General features: G+C 66.3%; 13 protein-coding genes. 2 read left to right on the top strand and 11 right to left on the bottom strand.

The genetic code is table 11. The features are described 5' to 3' along the window. Positions 1-60: 60 nt before the first annotated feature. Both FAZ98_RS01635 and FAZ98_RS01630 read right to left on the bottom strand, forming a co-directional pair. Entirely contained in the window at positions 61-495 is a 435-nt protein-coding gene (locus tag FAZ98_RS01635) for a CHRD domain-containing protein (RefSeq protein WP_158948149.1), read from the bottom strand. 268 nt (positions 496-763) lie between these two features. After that, a complete protein-coding gene (locus FAZ98_RS01630; RefSeq protein WP_158948147.1) occupies positions 764-1,921 on the bottom strand; it encodes a porin in 1,158 nt (385 codons plus the stop codon). A gap of 491 nt (positions 1,922-2,412) precedes the next feature. On the opposite strand from FAZ98_RS01630, the gene FAZ98_RS01625 reads away from it, so the two are divergent. Further along, entirely contained in the window at positions 2,413-3,459 is a 1,047-nt protein-coding gene (locus FAZ98_RS01625) for a LysR family transcriptional regulator (protein ID WP_158948145.1), read from the top strand. 256 nt (positions 3,460-3,715) lie between these two features. Here the strand turns inward: FAZ98_RS01625 and FAZ98_RS01620 are convergent, their stop codons facing one another. The 6 genes from FAZ98_RS01620 to FAZ98_RS01595 form a co-directional block, all read right to left on the bottom strand. Then, entirely contained in the window at positions 3,716-8,188 is a 4,473-nt protein-coding gene (locus FAZ98_RS01620) for an ATP-binding protein (protein WP_158948143.1), read from the bottom strand. A gap of 550 nt (positions 8,189-8,738) precedes the next feature. Then, positions 8,739-9,479: an aquaporin gene (locus tag FAZ98_RS01615; RefSeq protein WP_158948141.1), complete on the bottom strand. Its 741-nt coding sequence runs from the start codon at positions 9,477-9,479 to the stop codon at positions 8,739-8,741. A gap of 273 nt (positions 9,480-9,752) precedes the next feature. Further along, entirely contained in the window at positions 9,753-10,496 is a 744-nt protein-coding gene (locus FAZ98_RS01610; RefSeq protein WP_158948139.1) for a response regulator transcription factor, read from the bottom strand. Continuing rightward, positions 10,493-11,311: a response regulator transcription factor gene (locus FAZ98_RS01605; RefSeq protein WP_233272637.1), complete on the bottom strand. Its 819-nt coding sequence runs from the start codon at positions 11,309-11,311 to the stop codon at positions 10,493-10,495. The genes FAZ98_RS01610 and FAZ98_RS01605 overlap by 4 nt, the downstream gene beginning before the upstream one ends. Then, positions 11,308-11,949, bottom strand: a complete 642-nt coding sequence (locus FAZ98_RS01600; RefSeq protein ID WP_158948137.1) for a response regulator transcription factor — start codon at positions 11,947-11,949, stop codon at positions 11,308-11,310. Before FAZ98_RS01600 ends, FAZ98_RS01605 begins: the two co-directional genes overlap by 4 nt. Before the next feature lie 275 nt (positions 11,950-12,224). Further along, entirely contained in the window at positions 12,225-13,598 is a 1,374-nt protein-coding gene (locus tag FAZ98_RS01595) for an MFS transporter (RefSeq protein ID WP_158948135.1), read from the bottom strand. 167 nt (positions 13,599-13,765) lie between these two features. Between FAZ98_RS01595 and FAZ98_RS01590 the strand changes: the two genes are divergently transcribed. After that, positions 13,766-14,674, top strand: a complete 909-nt coding sequence (locus FAZ98_RS01590; RefSeq protein WP_158948133.1) for a LysR family transcriptional regulator — start codon at positions 13,766-13,768, stop codon at positions 14,672-14,674. Between the two features lie 106 nt (positions 14,675-14,780). Here FAZ98_RS01590 and FAZ98_RS01585 read toward each other — a convergent pair whose 3' ends face one another. From FAZ98_RS01585 to FAZ98_RS01575, 3 genes are all read right to left on the bottom strand, one after another. Continuing rightward, the gene (locus FAZ98_RS01585; protein ID WP_158948131.1) at positions 14,781-15,746 is read right to left on the bottom strand and encodes a threo-3-hydroxy-L-aspartate ammonia-lyase; all 966 of its coding nucleotides are present in this window, start codon (positions 15,744-15,746) and stop codon (positions 14,781-14,783) included. Then, entirely contained in the window at positions 15,743-16,423 is a 681-nt protein-coding gene (locus FAZ98_RS01580) for a helix-turn-helix transcriptional regulator (protein WP_158951825.1), read from the bottom strand. Before FAZ98_RS01580 ends, FAZ98_RS01585 begins: the two co-directional genes overlap by 4 nt. 496 nt (positions 16,424-16,919) lie before the next feature. Next, positions 16,920-17,582, bottom strand: coding sequence for a hypothetical protein (locus tag FAZ98_RS01575; RefSeq protein ID WP_158948129.1), 663 nt, complete (start codon positions 17,580-17,582; stop codon positions 16,920-16,922). Between the last annotated feature and the right edge of the window lie 9 nt (positions 17,583-17,591).

Here is a 17,591-nt window from a genome sequence, read left to right as displayed (position 1 = left end):
CCGGCTGCGCGGCAGCCGGTCGCTCAGGTTGTCGATACCGCAATGCCGTGAAGGCGGCGCTTAGCTGGCCGGCAGCACCTGACCGCGAATTTCGCCGGACGGGTTCTGTTGCGTATGAACGTTGAAGTACCACTGCCCGCCCATCAGATCCGTGACCTGCTTCTCGGTGAGCGTGGCGGAACCCTTGATCGGGCTCGCGAGCTTGTCCTTCGGAATCGGCACCTGCACGTTGGCGTTCTGGCCAACCGGCGCGGGACCGTGGAAGTGCGCGGCCGTGGCGGGCCCCGTCAGGCCCTCGTAAGTCACCGTCCACGTCAGCGACTTCGTGGACGTGTCGAAGGTCGCGTTGAGCATGCCGTGCCCCTGGCTCACGCGCGGCGGCACTTCACTGGACGGTTCGAGATCGGCTTTCAGCGCGACGGTATCGGCGAAGGCGGCGCTGGAGGCAAGGACACACAGTGCGAAGGCGAGCTGAAGCGAACGAAGCGCTTTCATGGGATTTCTCCTGTTGTTTTTGCGCGCCATGACAGTGAGCCAAAGCCGCGCTCCCACATGCTAGAGCAAATCCGCGAGGCGCGTCCGATGCGCCGATATGCGGCCGGCCTCCCCTTCGCGCGGCCTCGAAAATGCGGGCGAAAAAAAGGGCGCCGCAAGCGACGCCCTCAACCCAAGTACTACCTTCTTGCCATCCGGTGCTTCGTGCTTGATACCACTTCATGCCGGTCTGATGCCGGCAAGCCGCACGAGGACCCCGAATTCTTTTTTAGAAGCGGTGACGGATACCCGTCGTGATCACGCCTTGGTTCTTCGACGACGAGACGCCGTCGGTGCCAGTGACTTGCGTCAGGCCCACTGCGTTCTGGCCAGCGCCCCACAGGCCCACGCCTTCGATGTACACGTCGGTGCGCTTGGAGAGCGCGTAGTCAGCCTGCAGGCCGAACTGGTTCCAGTGCGCCGAGTTGCTGCCCGTGTACGCCGACTCCGGCAGCGCGCCGCGCATCGTCGTGTACGCGTACATACCGCCCACGCTCAGCGCCGGCGTCAGGTTGTAACGCACGTTCGCTTCGAGGTTGTTGATACGCACCGAGTCGTTGAACACGTCGTTCACGCGCGTTTGCGTGAAGACCACGCCGCCGACCAGCGGACCGTAGGCGTAGCTCGCGCCCGCGCCCCACGTGCGTTGACGCTGGCTGTCGCCGCCGAGCGCATTGAAGAGGCCCGTGACCGGCGTGCCCGAGACTGCGGCGGCGCCGTTTGCACGATCCAGACCTTGTGCCTGCAGGTAAGCCGCGCCGAGACGCAGGCCACCGTAGTTGTAGCTTGCGCCGGCGCTGTATGCGCGACCGTTCGCGAAGCCGCCGGCCTGGTTCGAGAAGCCGTACATGCCGCCGAACTCGAAGCCCGAGTAGTTGGCGCTACGGAACTTGACCGAATTGTTGACCGAGAACGAACCGTTCAGGTTGTCGTTGTCGCCGAGGTGGGACATGTAGGTGCCGCCCCACGTGCCGGCTGCCGTCAGCGGTGCGACATAGTCGACGACCGAGTCGAACTGGCGGCCGAACGTGACCGTGCCGACCTGGTCTTGCGTGAGACCGACGTAAGCCTGGCGATTGAACAGGCCGCCGTTCTGCTGGCCGTTCATCACGTTGAAGCCGCTTTCGAGGGTGAAGATTGCGCGCAGACCGCCGCCCAGATCTTCCGTGCCACGCAGGCCCCAACGGCTGGCCTGGAGGTTGCCGCTCGTCATGGCGAAGTTCCTGTCGCCCGTGGGATGGCCATAGGCGTTCACGCCATTGGCGACGTTCGTCGTGTACGAGAAACCGGCATCGACGATACCGTATAGCGTCACGCTGCTTTGTGCGTACGACGCCGATGCGAAAGTCGCAGCGACTGCCGCCGCGATTACGAGGTTCTTTTTCATATGCTTCCTTCGATGCAAGGCCTTTCGGCAAAAATGGATGCCGTCGCCGGCCTCACGCCGGCATAGCGAGTCCATGGCGCCGCAAACACGGCACCGCATTGATATGCATGACGAAGTTTGGAGCGTCGCTTTTGCACGGGCCATCCCGCTATCCGGCAAAAGCGTTTTCGAAGAAGTCGAAAATTGCTGCCGTTAACCCGCAAAGCGCTTAAGCGTCAATGCTCACGAGCTATCTCGTATTTGCGTGAATGTGCCTATAGACAAGGCGTATCCCGATAATGCGTTGCCGCTGGACAACACGCTAATTTCAGGACAACGCGGTATTAGGACGATTCCGATTCGCCGGAACGAGAGGCGTCGGTAATATCCGTCGCGGCATGCGCTGACGTCGCGCACAATGCTTCGCCATCCTCAATTTCCCCCTCGGCTTTTTCGCCCTCACCCGCCTTCACCGAAGTCCCGCCTGTCTTATGTCCACGCGTCCCAAAACGATGAATCAGTTGCAAGCGATGCGGGTATTCGTCAGCGTCGCCGAGCATGGCTCGTTCGGACGCGCAGCCGCGAGTCTCGCCATGTCGAATGCCGTGGTGACGCGCTATGTCGCGCTGCTGGAAGCGCATCTCGAAACGCGGCTCATCAATCGCAACACCCGCAGCGCGTCTTTGACCGAGGCGGGCGCGGCTTATGCGCAGGGTTGCCGCCAGGTGCTCGACGATCTCGAACGCATCGAGACCCACATCGCGCATGGTGTCTCGGTGCCGTCGGGCATTTTGCGCGTGGTGGCGCACGCGTCGTTTTCGTTGCACGATCTCACGCCGCTGCTGCAGCACTATCTCGCCGCGTTTCCCAAAGTGCGGCTTTCGCTCACGCTGCTGCATCGGCCCGTCGATCTGATCGAAGAAGGCTTCGACGCGGGTATCGTCGCGCCGCGCCAGGTGAGCGGCGGCACACTGATCCGGCGCCCGCTCGTGAGCGTTGCGCCTATCGCAGTGGCCGCGCCCGCTTACCTCGCCAGCCACGTGGCGAACGGCGTGGCAAACCGCGCTGTCAATGGCGTTGCCGAAGGCATTGCCGCGCCCATGCGCCCGGCCGATCTCGCGCGTCATACGCTGCTGGCGCCTTCCGCCGACATCCACGGCAACGAATGGCATTTCGAGCGCGCCGACGGTACGCGCGAGACGGTGCTGATCGAGCCCGCTTACGCGGTCAACAATTCGGTGATGTTGCGGCAGGCGGCGCTCGCGGGCATGGGCATCACGATCCTGCCCGCCAACCACGTGGCCGCTGATCTGGCGCAAGGTTTGCTCGTGCGCATGCTGGCCGGATGGGAGATTCGCGAGGCGGACAAGGAGTTGTCGCTCGTGTATCCGGGGCGCCGTCACGTGCCAGCGAAAACGCGCTCGTTCGTCGATTTCACGGTCGAATGGTTTCGTAAGCGTGACGTGGCCATGCCGCGTGCCGGCTACGCCGTGAATTCGCCCGACACAGCGTTAACGAATTCGATGCCCGCGATTATCCGCACTTCCGGTAACAGTTAATTGATCGAAATTGTCTCGATTTCTGACAGCGCGACCACTAAGCTTCTTCCTGCGAGAAGTGACTCTTCATCGAAGGGTCTCCAAGCTTGAACGCGGCTTCGGCCGCGTTTTTTTTCGCCTGTATCTCGCGCATCGACTGCGCATCGACTGCGCATCGACTGCGCATTTATTGGGACGCGGAATGGGGACACGGCCTCGGGACGCCGGGTTGGAATGCCGGGTACCGCGCTCGCGCCCTCTAAAGCGCGAGGCGACGTCAGGCGAGCAGCGCCGCCTGCTGTTCGATGCTACCCAGCATGGCATGACAGATGCGTATCAGCGCTTCGCCTTCCTCGCGCAGTTGCTCGGCCGAATGCGTGTTCATATGCCCGCGAAACGCTTCCAGTTCGGCGAGTAGCGCCGGATATTGCAACACGCCCACCGCGCCCGCGAGCCGGTGATGCCATTCCCGCAAACGCGGAATATCGACCTCTTCGAGCAGCGGCGGCAATGCGTCGAGGTCGTCGCGCATTGCCGAAACGAATGAGCCGAGCAAGGTTTTCACCGTCGCTTCGCCGCCCCACACCTGGATCATGTGCGCGAGATCGAGCGGCTCGAACGTGCGCGTGTTCGCGGTCTTGTCGACCACGGCGGCCGTACCGGTATCGGCGCCCGCCATCACGCGCTCGGCGACGCCCGAGTCGCGCCCGCCCTCCTCCTGCGCCGAACGCTGCACGCCTTCCACGCCGAACCAGCGCGCGAGATGCTCGCGCAACGTCGCCACGCGCGTGGGTTTGATGAGGCAGTCGTCCATGCCCGCCTGCACGCACTGGCTGCGATTTTCGGGCGCGGTGTTCGCCGTGATGGCGAGGATGGGCAGATGCCGCTCGGTGCCGGCGTGGCGCTCCTGCTCGCGAATGCGACGCGCGAGGTCGTAGCCCGATACGTTCGGCATATGGCAATCGGTGATGAGACAACCGTAATCCGTGGATGCGAGCGCGGCGAGTGCCTGCGCGCCATCGTCGACAACATCGCACGCGAACCCGAGCAGCGCCAGTTGATGGCGGATCAGTTCCTGATTCACGGGGTGGTCTTCGGCGACGAGAATCAAACGCCCCGCCGCGCGTTCTCCATCGCGTTCGGGCGCGGCGAGCAGCGCTCCGGTCGCGGCCACGTTGGCCACGGGAGCGCGCTTCGCGCCTGAGCGGGGCTGCCACGCCGGCTTGAGCGGCAGGCCCGCGAGCGCCATCGCGCAGGCTGCGCTCAGCCCGCGCCACGACAGCGGGTTGACGCTCACGCGCACGCCGGTCTCGGCCACGCGGTAGCCGCTCGGCTTGGGCTTCTCCGTGAGTATCAGCACGGGCGCGCCGAGCGCACCCAGCCCGGCCGCGAGCGTCTCGGAAGCGAAGACCATGTCGACGTTGTCCGCGCGCCCGCCGCGCGTGAGCTGCTGCGCCTCGACGCGCCGCATCCGCATGCCGAGCGCCGTGCAGAAGTTCAGCACCGCGGTCGCCACGCCGTCGTCGTCGCACACCACCACGCCGCGCTTGCCGCGCAAGCCGTCGCTGGCGCTGTCGCGGGCTTCCACGGGTAGCGCGATGGACAGCGTGAGACGCGTGCCGCGCCCCACGGCGCTTTCCAGAGTGAGCGCGCCGCCCATCAACGCGGCGAGCTTGCGGCAAATGGTGAGACCGAGCCCGGTGCCGCCGAAGCGGCGCGTGGTCGAGGTTTCGGCCTGCACGAACGGTTCGAAGAGTTGCGCCTGCGCTTCGGGCGCGATGCCGATGCCGGTGTCGAGCACGGCGATCGACAGTTGCTGACTCGCCAGTGCGAGGTCATCCGGCACGTCGATATCGCGCGCGCGCACGTGCACGCTCACCTCGCCTTGCAGCGTGAACTTGATCGCGTTGCTGAGCAGATTGAAGAGAATCTGGCGCAGCCGCACGCTGTCGCCGCGCAGCGTAGCCGCGACGCCCGGCTCGATGTCGACGCGCACCTTCAACCCCTTTTCGTGCGCGCGCGCGGCGAGCAGCCCCACGGCGTTGTCGACGAGGTCGCGCACGTCGAACGGCTGCGAGTCGATCACGAGATGACCGGCCTGGATCTTCGAGTAGTCGAGCAAGTCGTCGAGAATCTGCAGCAGCGCGCCCGCCGATTCATGGACCATGCCGACCATCTGGCCTTGATCCGCGTTGAGCGGCGTGCGTTCGAGCACTTCGACGAGTCCCAGTACACCGTTCATCGGCGTGCGGATTTCGTGGCTCATCATGGCGAGAAAATCGTCTTTCGCGCGCGAGGCCGCTTCGGCGTTGTCGCGCGCGTGTTCGAGTTCGTGGGCGCGCGCGTGTTCGACGTTGGCGTCGACCGCATAGCCGCTCCAGACGATCGCGCCGCCCTCGGCGCGGCGCGGCACGAACGCCGCGCGCACCCACACGCGCCCGGCCGCGCCGTGGAAACGAAACTCGGTATGCACGGACACCGCGCGGCGCGCCGAGCGTTCGAGACAGGCCGCGAGCCGCGCGCGGTCCTGGCGGCATACCCGCGTGAGGTCGACGGTATGCGTGCGCATGAGCGCGTCGGCAGATTCGCCGAGCAGGCGCAACGTGTCGCCGCCGATATACGGAAACGTGTAGCTGCCGTCGCGCGCGCGCCGCAGCTGGAACACCACGATGGGCAACGAACGCGTGACTTCGGAGAGCAGCCGTTCGGACTCGCGCGCGCGCAGTTCGGCGTAGCGGATGTCGGTCACGTCGATCATCGTGCCGAGCACGCAGAACGGCGCGCCGTGCAGATCGCGGCACAAGCGTGTCCAGAAGATGCCGTGGCGCGGCTCGCCCTCCGGCGTTTCGAAGACGATATCGACACGCTGACCCTCGCCCGCGACGATCGTGCGCCGGTACTGCTCGTCCATGCGGCGGCTGTTTTCCGGCCCCCATGCCGCCACCGCCGTACCCGAACGGCCCAGCGCCTGGGCGCGCGGCACGCCCGTTACCTCCTCGAACGCGCGATTCACCGCAAGATAGCGATTCTCCAGATCGCGCGCGCTGAGCGGATACGGGATCATCTCCATCATCGTGTCCTGCAACTCGACCTGACGCGCGAGCACACGCTCGGCGCGGCGCCGCCGGCGCATCTCGCGCTGCAACAGCGCATAGGCGCGCAACGTCACGACGAGCAGCACGCCGAACACGATCACGAGCGGCAACAGGCGCAGCGCGTTGACACTCCAACCGCCCGTGCGCGTAGCGGCGGGCGCCGTCCAGCGATTGCGGATCTTCTGCTGTTCGGCGGGCGGCATCGCGTCGAGCGCGCGGTCGACCAGATGCGCGAGCGGTGCGAGGTCGGCGCGCACGGCGAACGCCGTCGAATCGTCCATGCCGACCGCCCCCAATACCTTGAGGGAGTCGAGATAGACCCCGCTCAGCGGCGCGTCGAGCGCCGCGGCGTTGCCGATCAGCACGTCGGCCTGGTTGTGCGCGACCATCCACAGACCGGCATCGATGCTTTCCGCGCGCACGACCGGCACACCGGGCGCACTCGCGCCGAGTTCGGGCGGCGCGCTCGCGTGCGGCGCGAGTACGATGCGACGCCCGGTGAAGTCGCTGAGCGCACGCGCCATCGGCTCGTCGCGGCGGCCCACCATGACGAGCCGATAGTGCTCGAACGCTTTCGTGTACACCACGCCTGTGCCGAGCACGGCGTCGTTCGCGGAGGTGGCGGCCAGCGCGATCTCGCCGCGCCCCAGCATTTCGACGATGCGGCCCCATGGCGCGACGGGCACACGCTCGAACGTGACGCCGAGCGTGCGGCCGAGGTAGTCGAGATAGTCGTTGGCCATACCCGACGGCTGGCGCGCGGCGCTCAGGAAGCTGAACGGCATCCAGCCGACGTCGTAGCCGGCCTTGAGCGGCGGCAGCGTGCGCAGCCAGGCGCGCTCCTGAGCGGTGAGCGTGAACGACGCCTGGGTGGCCGCCGCGCTTTCGCCCGCGTTGCCGAGCCAGCGCGAACGCAGCGCCGCCGCCGTCGCGGGCCGTACGCCGCCGAGCAGCGTGTTCAGACGGTCGCGCAACGCGAGCTTCGGAGCCGGCACGCCGAAGCGCAGTTCACTTGTGCGGCCACGCTCCTCGAATGCCACGCGCAGATCGCCAAACGCTTCGAGCGAAAGTGCGTAGCGCGCGACCGGCGAAAAACCGATATAGACGTCGGCGATGCCCTCCGCGACGGCTTGCAGCGCGGCCGGCGTGTTCGCGTAGCTGTGGAAGCGGGCGCGAGGAAAGCGCGCGCGCAAGCTCGTTTCGAGCGCGTAACCGCGCTCGATCGCGATCCTCGCGCTGGCGAGCCGGGGCGTGGCGGTGGCGAGCGTCTCGTGACCCGCACGGGTGACGAACGCCGTGGTGCCGGAGAGATACGGTGTCGTGAATGCGAGGCAGCGCTCGCGCGTGGGCGTGCGCGCAAAGCTCATCACCACGTCGATGTTGCCCGCGCAGGCGGCCGCGAGCAACGCGGGCATGTCGGCGAAGACGCGCGGTTCGAGGGTGACGCCTTCGCCGACGAGCATACGCAGATAGTCGCCGCTGAAGCCGGTGAGCGTCGCTCCGTCGAGGTCTTCGAGCGGCGGCCAGCCGCCCGCCAGCACGCCCACCACGAGTTGCGACTGGGCAATGCCTTGCGAAGGCGCGTTTCCAGCGGGTGCGGCTTGCGCTGCGGGCGCGGCGAGCAGACCGGCGGCGACGACACAGGCGGTGAGCACGCATGACGCGAAGGCGCGGGTTGTCGACGTGCGTGTTGGCGACGTGCGTGTTGGCGACGTGCGTGTTGGCGACGTGCGTGTTGGCGACGTGCGGGTTGTCGACGTGCGGGTTGTCGACGTGAGTGTTGCCGCCGTGAGTGTTGTCGACGTGAGTGTTGGCGACGTGAGTGTTGCCGCCGTGAATGTTGTCGTCGTGAGTGTTGCCGCTGTGAATGTTGGCGACGTGCGTGTTGGCGACGTGCGTGTTGGCGACGTGCGCGTTGGCGACATGCGCGTTGGCGACATGCAGATTGCGGCCGCCCCACGCCGCGCCAGCGCGCGTGCCACGAGGTCGCGACCGTACGCGACGCTCGCCGCGCTCGCGGCACGCCTGATAACGCGCGCGAACGAGGCGGAAACGCGGTGGAGCGGATTCATCGACACAAATGACAACGGCACGAAAACCACGACGCGCACGGCGAGCGCAACGCGGACATTAAGCACGTCAAGCATGGTGAGCACGAGGCCCACGACGAGCGCCGGCAGGCGAAGCCAGCGAGGCGAGCGGCGTTCACGAGCCGTCGCGCAAGGGCGCCGCTTCCGGCGCAGCGAGTTCGCGCGGCTTGCCCAGGAAGCGATGCGCGACACCGGCCGCCGCGCCGCCGATCAGCGGCGCCGCCCAGAACAGCCAGAGTTGATCGAGCGCCCAGTCGCCGACAAACAACGCGGGCGCCGTCGAGCGCGCGGGATTCGCGCCGCCGTTGCTGACCGGTACGGCGACGAGATAGATGGCCATGAGGCAAGCGCCCAGCGCGACGGGCGCCGACTTGCGCCGGCCCGACGTGCTCGACATCGCGAGATGCACGAAAACCAGCACGAACGTCAGTACGAGTTCGAGCGAGAACACAGCGGCGAGCGCGTATTCGCCCGGCGAATGGTCGTCGTAGCCGTTACTCGCGAAGTCCGCCACCGCTACCGAAAAGCCGGGCCTGCCGCTCGCAATGCGTACCAGCAACGCCGCGCCGACGATTGCGCCGATGGTTTGCGCCGCGATGTACGGCGCGACGTCGCGCACGGGAAAGCGCCGCGAGATCGCGTAGCCGATCGTGACGGCAGGATTGAAATGCGCGCTCGACGGGCGCGCGGCCGCGTAATTCGCCACCGTCAACGCCAGCCCGAACGCCATGGCCATTTCGAGCACGTTGCAGCCCTGCGCGGGGACGCTCGCATTCAGCACCGTGGCCGCGCAACCGGCGAACACGAGCCACGCGGTGCCCGCGCCCTCGACCGCCAACCGCTTTCCGAGCTTCATTCGTGTCTCCGTGTTTGATCGGCATTGCGGGGATTGCACCGATAGCGCGCAAGATCGCGCGACGCGGTCGTAGGACCGGTCGCGAGACGCGTATGGTTTGTCTGACCGGGGTTGCATCGCGCGGAGTGCCGGGACGGCAATATCTGACGAACCACGCGTCGAGCTTGAAATTATGGAGAGACGATCCCCGCAATCAGATAGGACAACTCTGAAAACACGGCAGACGTTACGTGGCAGGCGGTAGGAAAAGCGCTGAAATCCGGGTCGGGCGTTTCAGGTGATGCCGACGAGCGTCGCGAAGTCGATCAGATCGCGCTCGGTGACCAGCCCGAGCTTGCGCATGGTGCTGCGTTTTTGCGAGCTGATGGTTTTCACGCTGCGTTGCAGGCGGTTCGCGATCTCGCAGACGGGCATGCCCTGCGCGTAGAGCTGGAACACTTCCCACTCGCGCGCGCTCGGGATACCGGCGCAGGGCGCGCAGTCGGCGCCGGCGTTGTCGAGCGCGGCGCGCACGTGCTCCGACAGAAACGCCTGACCCGCGCAGGCTGCCGCGAGTGCGGACAGCAACGCAACCGTGACGTCGCGTTTATCGACGATCACGGTGAGGCCGATCTGCAGCAGGCCGGTGAGGATCTGCGGCGTTGACATCATCGTGAGTACGACCACGGCCGGCGCGCCGCTCGCCTGCGCGAGCCGCCGCAACACCGCGAGCGAACTGTATTCGCCATGCAGCCCCGGCATGCACAGATCCGAAATGACGACGTCGCAAGGCGTCATGTCGAGTTGGGTGGCGAGCGCGAGTGTGTCGTCGGCTTCGCCCACCACGGTGGCGCCCGGTGTGGCGCGCAGCAATTGCGTCACGCCAAGGCGCACGCAGGCGTGGTCGTCGGCGACGAGCACACGCAACGGTGCAGGCGCGCGCTCGACCGGCGGGGTCGCGGGGCGAGCCACGAGCTGCGGGTAATTCGCCTGCTCCCCCTGTGCAGCGAGCCCGCGCTCGTAAAGCGCCTCATTCATGTCAGCTCGCTCTGCGTGACGCCGCATTCCACGGCGAATCGATACAGCTCGATGTCGTTGGTGAGCGCGAGCTTTTTCATTGCCGAACACTTTTGCGCGCTGATGGTTTTCACGCTGCGCCCGAGCCGCCCCGCGATTTCGGTCACGCCAAGGCCGCGCGCGTAGTGCGTGAGCACCTCGAATTCGCGCCGCGTGAGCAGGCGATGCACTTCCTCGCGGCGTTCGTTGCGCGCCGCTTCGGCGAGCAGATCGCGCACGACCGGCCCCACGTAATGCTCGCGCGCCATGGCCGACACGATGGCCACGGGAATCAGGTCGATGCGGTCGCGCTTGCTCAACATGCCCTCCACGTCGAGCGAGATGGCCTTGCGCAGCGCCTGGGCGTCGGTTTCCATGGTGAGCACGACCACGGGCTTGTTCGCGAATTCGCTGCGAAATGCGCGGATCGCTTCATGCGCGTCGAACTGGCCCGGACCCGCCATGTGGAGGTCCATCAGCACGAGATCGAACGCATGCAGCGCGGCGGCTTCGAACAGCGTGGACACGCTTTGCGCGCGCGCGACGATCTGCAGGTTGGGATAGTTGGCGATCAGGCTGTCGAGCGCATGCAGCACGAGCGGATGATCGTCGGCGACGATCACGCGCACGGGCGCCGCGCTATCGAGCGTTTCGGGCGCGGCAGCGACGGCCGTGTCCGGCGCGCCCGGCGGTTGCCCGCGCGAAACGGGCGACTCGAGCATCGCGTGCGAGGGCTGCGCCCGGTGCGTGGCGCGCCGCATGGAACCCGGCGCGAGCGAAACGGCGAACGTAGTCATATCAGTCCATGCGCCCTGACGAACGCAAAAAGGCCGGCGTCGTTGCTCACGCCGAGTTTTGCCATGGCGTCGCGTTTCTGGCGGCTCACGGTGCGCACGTCGCGCTCCAGCGTGCGCGCGATTTCGGTGATGGTGTTGCCGCTCACGAATTTGCGGATCACTTCGGATTCGCGCGGCGTGAGACGCGGCAGCGGCGTGCCGATACCCAGGTCGCCCGCCGCCAGCTCATGCTGGATGGACGGGCTCAGCCACGCGCGCCCGCGACCCGCGCCGCGCACGGCGTCGGCAAGGTCGTCCATGGGTTCGCTCTTGCGCAGCATGGCCATCACGCCGGTGTGCATCACCGCGCGCAGGATGGCGACGTTGGCGATGCTCGTGAGCACGACCACGCGCAGCTCGGGCCAGTCGCGGCGCAGGCGGCGCACGAGACGCAGGCCGTCTTCGGCGTTGCCGGCGGGCTCGGGCATGGTGAGGTCGGTAACGACGACGTCGCAGTTCACCGTGTCGAGCAGCGTGAACAACTCGCTCGCGTTACACGCTTCGCCGACGACCTCGATGTCACCGGCGGCGGCCAGCGCGGAACGCACGCCGAGCAGGACGAAGGGATGGTCGTCCGCCAGGACGGCACGTAACTTCACGCGGTTCTCCTCTGATTCGACTTCACGCGGTTCTCCTCTGATTCGAATAGATTTTCGCGCTGCGAACGAATGTGAACAGGCACGATGGCGAATGCATGGAACGTCATGCAATCGAAGCCTTTTATCTGAACATCGAAACTCGTTCGCCTGAATCGGAGATTTCTGAATCGTTAAATTCTCCTTAATGATGTTTCGACCGTGCTATGCGTGTTGAATCGCGGGCCGACTCGCCGCGCTGCGTGCGCGCAAGACGCTGCCGATTTCGCTCGCCTGAGCTAAACGCGCGGCGGCGAGATGCGAGTGATCGTGTCGAGCGCGTCGATCTTGATTGCCTCGACGCCACGATTCCGGCGATCGAAGCGACGCCCCGTGTCCTCACCGTGCGCGGCGTTCGCGTTGCGCGGACCGGCGAACGCGGGCCACGCGAGTGCCGCGCACAGCGCCGCCGCGCTCCACACGGCTGGCCACGCATGCCAGGCCAGCAGCGCCGGAATGGCCGAGGGCGCGACCCAGAACGCGATGAACGCGCCCGTGTTGCCCATCGCGAGTGCGGTGCCCACGCGCCCGTTACCCGCGAGCGTCGCGAGTTCGGTGAACGCCACGCCATGCCACGCCGAAGCCGCCACTCCGCCGAGCACGAGCACCAGCGCCATCGCCGCAACGACCACGCCGTGCGCCGCATGACCGTGCGATGCGAAGCCGCTCTGCACCGCCAGCACCGCGAATAGCGTGACGGTGAGCGCCGCGCAGCCGCGCAGATACGCGCCGCGATTGCCGCGCCGGTCGGTCCAGCGGCCGCTCCAGACGCGCATGAAAGCCGCGCCGCCCTGCACCGCGAACAGCGTCGCGCTGACGGCCACCGTGCCCGCGCGCCCCACGTCGTGCAGGAAGATGCTCGCGAACGACAGCACGGCGACCTGCGGCATACAAAGCGCGCCGATACCGATCACCATGCGCCATACAGGCGCGCTGCGCAGCGGCGAGACGGCAGGCGCCGTTTCGGACTGCGTAGCGTTGGCGTTTCCGGGCTCCGCTGCCGGTTCGTGCAGCCACACGAAGGTGAGCGCCAGGGCCACCAGGCACAGCGCCGCCAGCACGCCGAACACCGCCGCGAATCCCGCATGCACCGCCAGCGCCGGCAGGACGAGCGCGCCCAGTCCGCCGCCTGCGGGCACCGCCGTCTGCCGGATGCTCATCGCGAGGCCGCGTTCGCGCGCCGCGAACCATGTCATCACGGCACGCCCGCTCGAACCATTCACGCTACCGCCGAGCAAGCCCAGCGCGAGCAGGCCGAGCGCGAGCGTCGTGGGCGCGGGCACGTGCGCGGGCGTGGGCGCGCCCCATAGCGCCATGACCGCGAGCGCGAGCGCCGTGGTGCCGAGGCCCGTGAGCAGCACGCGCCGGTCGCCCCATCGGTCGGTGAGCAATCCCCACGGCAGTTCGGACAGCACGATGCCGAGCCCGAGCATGCCGAGCACGAAACCGAGTTCGCCCGTGCCGAGACGGTAGTCGGCGCGCAGTACGACGGCCGTGGCGGGAATGCCGCCGAACGCCGCCGCGAAGCTCACGTTGGCGGCGAAACCCACGCCGAGCACTTTCCAGCGATGCGATGCGCCACGCGTTGCGCCGCGCGTTGTCCCACGTTTCATGACGACCTCCTGATGCCGATGCAAAGGGTTGACCAAGGGCATCGTAGAAGCGCACTATCTATCGGAAAAGAGGGAATTTCCAATCGCTCGATTCGGTTTTACCGAAACATCGGCATCGGCAGATTCTCGGCGGATTCACGGCACAATCAGCGCAAAACATCACGACCATGAGCACACGCGGTTTCGATCTCGCGCAATTGCGCACCTTTATTGCCGTCACGGAGGCGGGCAGCGTGTCGGCGGGCGCCGAACGCGTGTTTCTCTCGCAGTCGTCGGTGAGCGAGCAGTTGAAGAAGCTCGAGGAGCGCGTCGGCCAGCCGCTGTTCGTGCGCAGCAAGCAAGGTATGGCGGCCACGCCCGCGGGCGCGAAGCTGCTCGACCACGCGCGCCGCATCGTCGCGGTGTGCGACGCCGCCTTCGACGACATGCTCGGCCGCTCGCTCGACGGCGAGTTGCGCCTCGCGATCACCGACTACTACCGGCCGCACGACGTCGCCGAAATCATTCGCCGCTTCGCGAGCCAGCATCCGCGTTTGCGTCTGCATGTGACGGTGCTGCCGAGCGCCGTGATCGACAGCGGCGCCGAGGACAACGCCTACGACATCGGCCTGTCGCTGCGGCTCATGGAGGACGGCGCGCGGGCGAGCGCGCGCAGGAGCACGGTGATTCGCCGCGAGAAGCTCGTGTGGGTGGGTGCGGAGGCGATGCTGCGCGAGCGGCCCGCATTCATGCCGCAAGCGCCGCAAGCACCGTTCAGGGCGCCGTGGCCGCTCGTGCTGCTGCCGTCCACGTGCCAGTTGCAGCGCCGTGTGGTGAAACTGCTGGACGACGCGCGCATGCCGTATCTGATCTCGCATTCGGCGTCGGGGGTGGCCGGGCTCCAGCTCGCGCTGAAGGCGGGGTTGGGGATTTCCTGCTTGAACGAATCGGCGATCGGCGACGGCATCGTGGCCTGCCCCGCTTCGTTCGGACTGCCGAATTTGCCGGCCGCGGAATTCCATCTGCTGCCGGGGCAACCGGGCGAGGCCGCTCACGTGACGAACGCGCGCGTGGCGCTCGCCGAACTGCTGGGCTGACTGGCCAATATGCGCCGATGTTCGTCGATGTTTCTCCGCTAGCGGCCAACCCGCCCACCATCGGCGAAATTCGCTCAACTTATCAGGCGCGCGAGGCTAAAAACCGTCAAGCCGCCTGCACGAGTTCCGCGAAGCGCAGCAGATCGACGTTGCCGCCCGAGATCACCACGCCCACGCGCTTGCCGCGCACATCCACCTTGCCGTGCAGTACGGCCGCCGCCGCGAGGCAGCCGGTGGGCTCGACCACGATCTTCATGCGGCTCGCGAAAAACTTCATCGTGTCGACGAGTTCGGCGTCGCTCACCGTGACGATCTCGCTCACGCGCTCGCGGATCACGGCGAAGGTCAGCTCGCCGAGATGCTGCGTTTGCGCGCCGTCGGCGAGCGTCTTCGGCGTGTCGATATGGACGATCTGGCCGCTCTGGAAGCTGCGCTGGCCGTCGTTGCCCGCTTCCGGTTCCACGCCGATCACCGTGCAGGCGGGCGACATCGCGTGCGCCGCCGTCGCGCAGCCGGAGAGCAGGCCGCCGCCGCCGAGCGGCGTGAGCAGCAGGTCGAGTTCGCCCGTTTCCTCGAACAATTCCTTGGCCGCCGTGCCTTGGCCCGCCATCACGTGGGCGTGGTCGTAAGGCGGGATCAGCGTGAGACCGCGCTCGGCCGCGAGCCGCTTGCCCAGCGCTTCGCGGTCTTCCGTGTAACGGTCGTAGAACACGACTTCGCCGCCGTAGCCGCGCGTGGCCTCGACCTTCACCGCGGGCGCGTCGTGCGGCATGACGATCACGGCTTTCACGCCCTGCAATTTCGCCGATAAAGCAATGGCCTGCGCGTGATTACCCGACGAAAACGTGATGACGCCACCCGCTTTCTGCTCGGGCGTGAATTGCGCGATGGCGTTGTAGCCGCCGCGAAACTTGAACGCGCCCATGCGCTGGAAGTTTTCGCACTTGAAGAACACCTGCGCGCCCGTGCGTTCGTTGGCGGTGCGCGAAGTGAGCACGGGCGTGCGGTGCGCGATGCCGCGCAGGCGTTCGTGGGCGGCGACGACGTCTTCGAAGGTGATGGGCAGGGTCATGATTGGTGTTCGGCGGGCAGGTAGGTGTAGACGGTCGAGCGCGCGACGCCGAGCGTGGCGGCGACGTCGGCGAGTGCGTGGCGCAGGTTCAGGTGGCCGCTCGCGGCCAGTTCGCGCACGGCTTCGCGGCGCTGCGCGAGCGTCATGCCGATGGGCGTGGTGTTGCGCGCCGCGGCGAAGCGTTCGAGCGCCGCGCGCACTTCGCCGCTGCTGCGCTGCGCGAGCGTTTCGGCGACAGGCGCGGCCACGCCGGTCTGGATCAGCTGGCCGAGGCCCGCCGTCACGGCGCCGAGCAGCGAGACGTCCATGTTCAGGCAGAGCGCGGCGACGCACTCGCCCGCGTGGTTCTTCAGGCCGATCGACGTGCTCTTGGCCGGGCGGCCGTCGGGAAAGCGGTTCGGGTAGCTCGCCACCACGTCGGGGAAACCGGGGTCGGCAAGGCGCGCGAGGCCCATTTCCGTGGCCGCGTCGCCGACCTGCCGTCCCGACAGATTGTTGGCGATCGCCACCACCGAATGCTCGGGCCGCGTGAGGTCGTGCAGCACGACTTCGACCAGCGGGGCGAGCGTCTGGCCGAGCGCTTCCACGATCTTGCGGCCTTCGCGCAGCAAAAGCGCGGTTTCGTCGCTCGATGGGGAAGCCGGGGCGCGCGGGGCGGGTTCGCGGTCGGGTATCATGATCGACATTTTGACACTTACTGACTGTTTGTCAATCGACAGAAAAAGTCTGCCGGATGCGGCGCGCCAACAAAAAGCCCCGGATGCCAGGCCAGGTGGCCGGAATCCGGGGCTCATGATCTTGCCGCCGCGCCGCAAGCGGCGCCACGAAGCGGCTTAAAACGGTTATCCCCACTAAAAAATGTTGGTAGATGGCTCGATGTGAGTGAGTAAAAGGCTTTCCGGCAGTCCCACCAAACAGGATTGTTGGTAGGGTTGTTCTCGTAGGCCATTTTCAGGGCATACCGAGCGTCAGACTGCAACTTTGTGGGTAGTACCTGCCCGGCTATAGACGCCAAGAACGCGTATGTATGGCATGGTTGGAAGCCCGATAATGCCGAGCTTCCAACCATGCCTCAGCCTATCAATCCCATCGCGCGTCAAGGGTCCGCTGCGCCGGGCTAACGCCCGCCCTTGACCCATTCAGCGTTATCGCGCAGAGGTGGATACGTCTCATTTATTGAATCGCACCCGGGGTCTCGCCACGCACATGGTCCTCGTGCAATCGAGCGGCGTGCGAGCTATCGAGCACTGAAAGCATAAGAGCTGCCCAGTCGAGAAACGCCTGGCCCAGTTCACTCGGTGCGATACGTCCCACGACCGCTGACTGACCGTTGGGCTGGGGGATAGCCCATTGAAACACGCACGGTGAAAGTGCAATCGAGTTGTTATCGACTGCGCTCGCAATCACGAAGCGCGGATTCATCGTGACTGTCCCGTCAGCACAAGCAATAAACACCAAGAGCCGTCGAGGGCTGGCTTCACCACCGTCGCGCTTCGGCACGTGTGACAGCACCACCTTTCTCGAATGCTCGTCCAGTTCGGTCAAGCCTACTGCAAGCACAGCCACCCATTCGTCGTCACGCTTGAGGTCGCTCACAATGACGCTGCGATAGGCCAAATCTACCCCTGGCTCCAGTAGCTTGGAGGAAAGGTCGTGGTCGTCATAGATACACGCGTCGACACCACCTGCGGCATTGACAAGGCTAGACTTAATGTTCGCGATTGCCGGAGGGGCCTTGCCACTGCCTCCACCGACATTTTTCACCATCTGAAGCGCTCCGTCGAAATGATGGCGGATGCACCCAATAATCAGTTCCTTGTGCTTGACCGACTCCATCGAAGCTCC

Source organism: Paraburkholderia acidisoli (assembly GCF_009789675.1).
GTDB lineage: Bacteria > Pseudomonadota > Gammaproteobacteria > Burkholderiales > Burkholderiaceae > Paraburkholderia > Paraburkholderia acidisoli.
The sequence above is the reverse complement of the archived record's forward strand: the minus strand, read 5'-3'. Positions and strand labels throughout refer to the sequence as shown.

Excerpts from the sequence above, each read along its gene's own strand:
- FAZ98_RS01635 (WP_158948149.1), bottom strand. The coding sequence starts at position 495 with ATGAAAGCGCTTCGTTCGCTTCAGCTCGCCTTCGCACTGTGTGTCCTT.
- FAZ98_RS01630 (WP_158948147.1), bottom strand. The coding sequence starts at position 1,921 with ATGAAAAAGAACCTCGTAATCGCGGCGGCAGTCGCTGCGACTTTCGCA.
- FAZ98_RS01625 (WP_158948145.1), top strand. The coding sequence starts at position 2,413 with ATGAATCAGTTGCAAGCGATGCGGGTATTCGTCAGCGTCGCCGAGCAT.
- FAZ98_RS01615 (WP_158948141.1), bottom strand. The coding sequence starts at position 9,479 with ATGAAGCTCGGAAAGCGGTTGGCGGTCGAGGGCGCGGGCACCGCGTGG.
- FAZ98_RS01610 (WP_158948139.1), bottom strand. The coding sequence starts at position 10,496 with ATGAATGAGGCGCTTTACGAGCGCGGGCTCGCTGCACAGGGGGAGCAG.
- FAZ98_RS01605 (WP_233272637.1), bottom strand. The coding sequence starts at position 11,311 with ATGACTACGTTCGCCGTTTCGCTCGCGCCGGGTTCCATGCGGCGCGCC.
- FAZ98_RS01595 (WP_158948135.1), bottom strand. The coding sequence starts at position 13,598 with ATGAAACGTGGGACAACGCGCGGCGCAACGCGTGGCGCATCGCATCGC.
- FAZ98_RS01590 (WP_158948133.1), top strand. The coding sequence starts at position 13,766 with ATGAGCACACGCGGTTTCGATCTCGCGCAATTGCGCACCTTTATTGCC.
- FAZ98_RS01585 (WP_158948131.1), bottom strand. The coding sequence starts at position 15,746 with ATGACCCTGCCCATCACCTTCGAAGACGTCGTCGCCGCCCACGAACGC.
- FAZ98_RS01580 (WP_158951825.1), bottom strand. The coding sequence starts at position 16,423 with ATGATACCCGACCGCGAACCCGCCCCGCGCGCCCCGGCTTCCCCATCG.
- FAZ98_RS01575 (WP_158948129.1), bottom strand. The coding sequence starts at position 17,582 with ATGGAGTCGGTCAAGCACAAGGAACTGATTATTGGGTGCATCCGCCAT.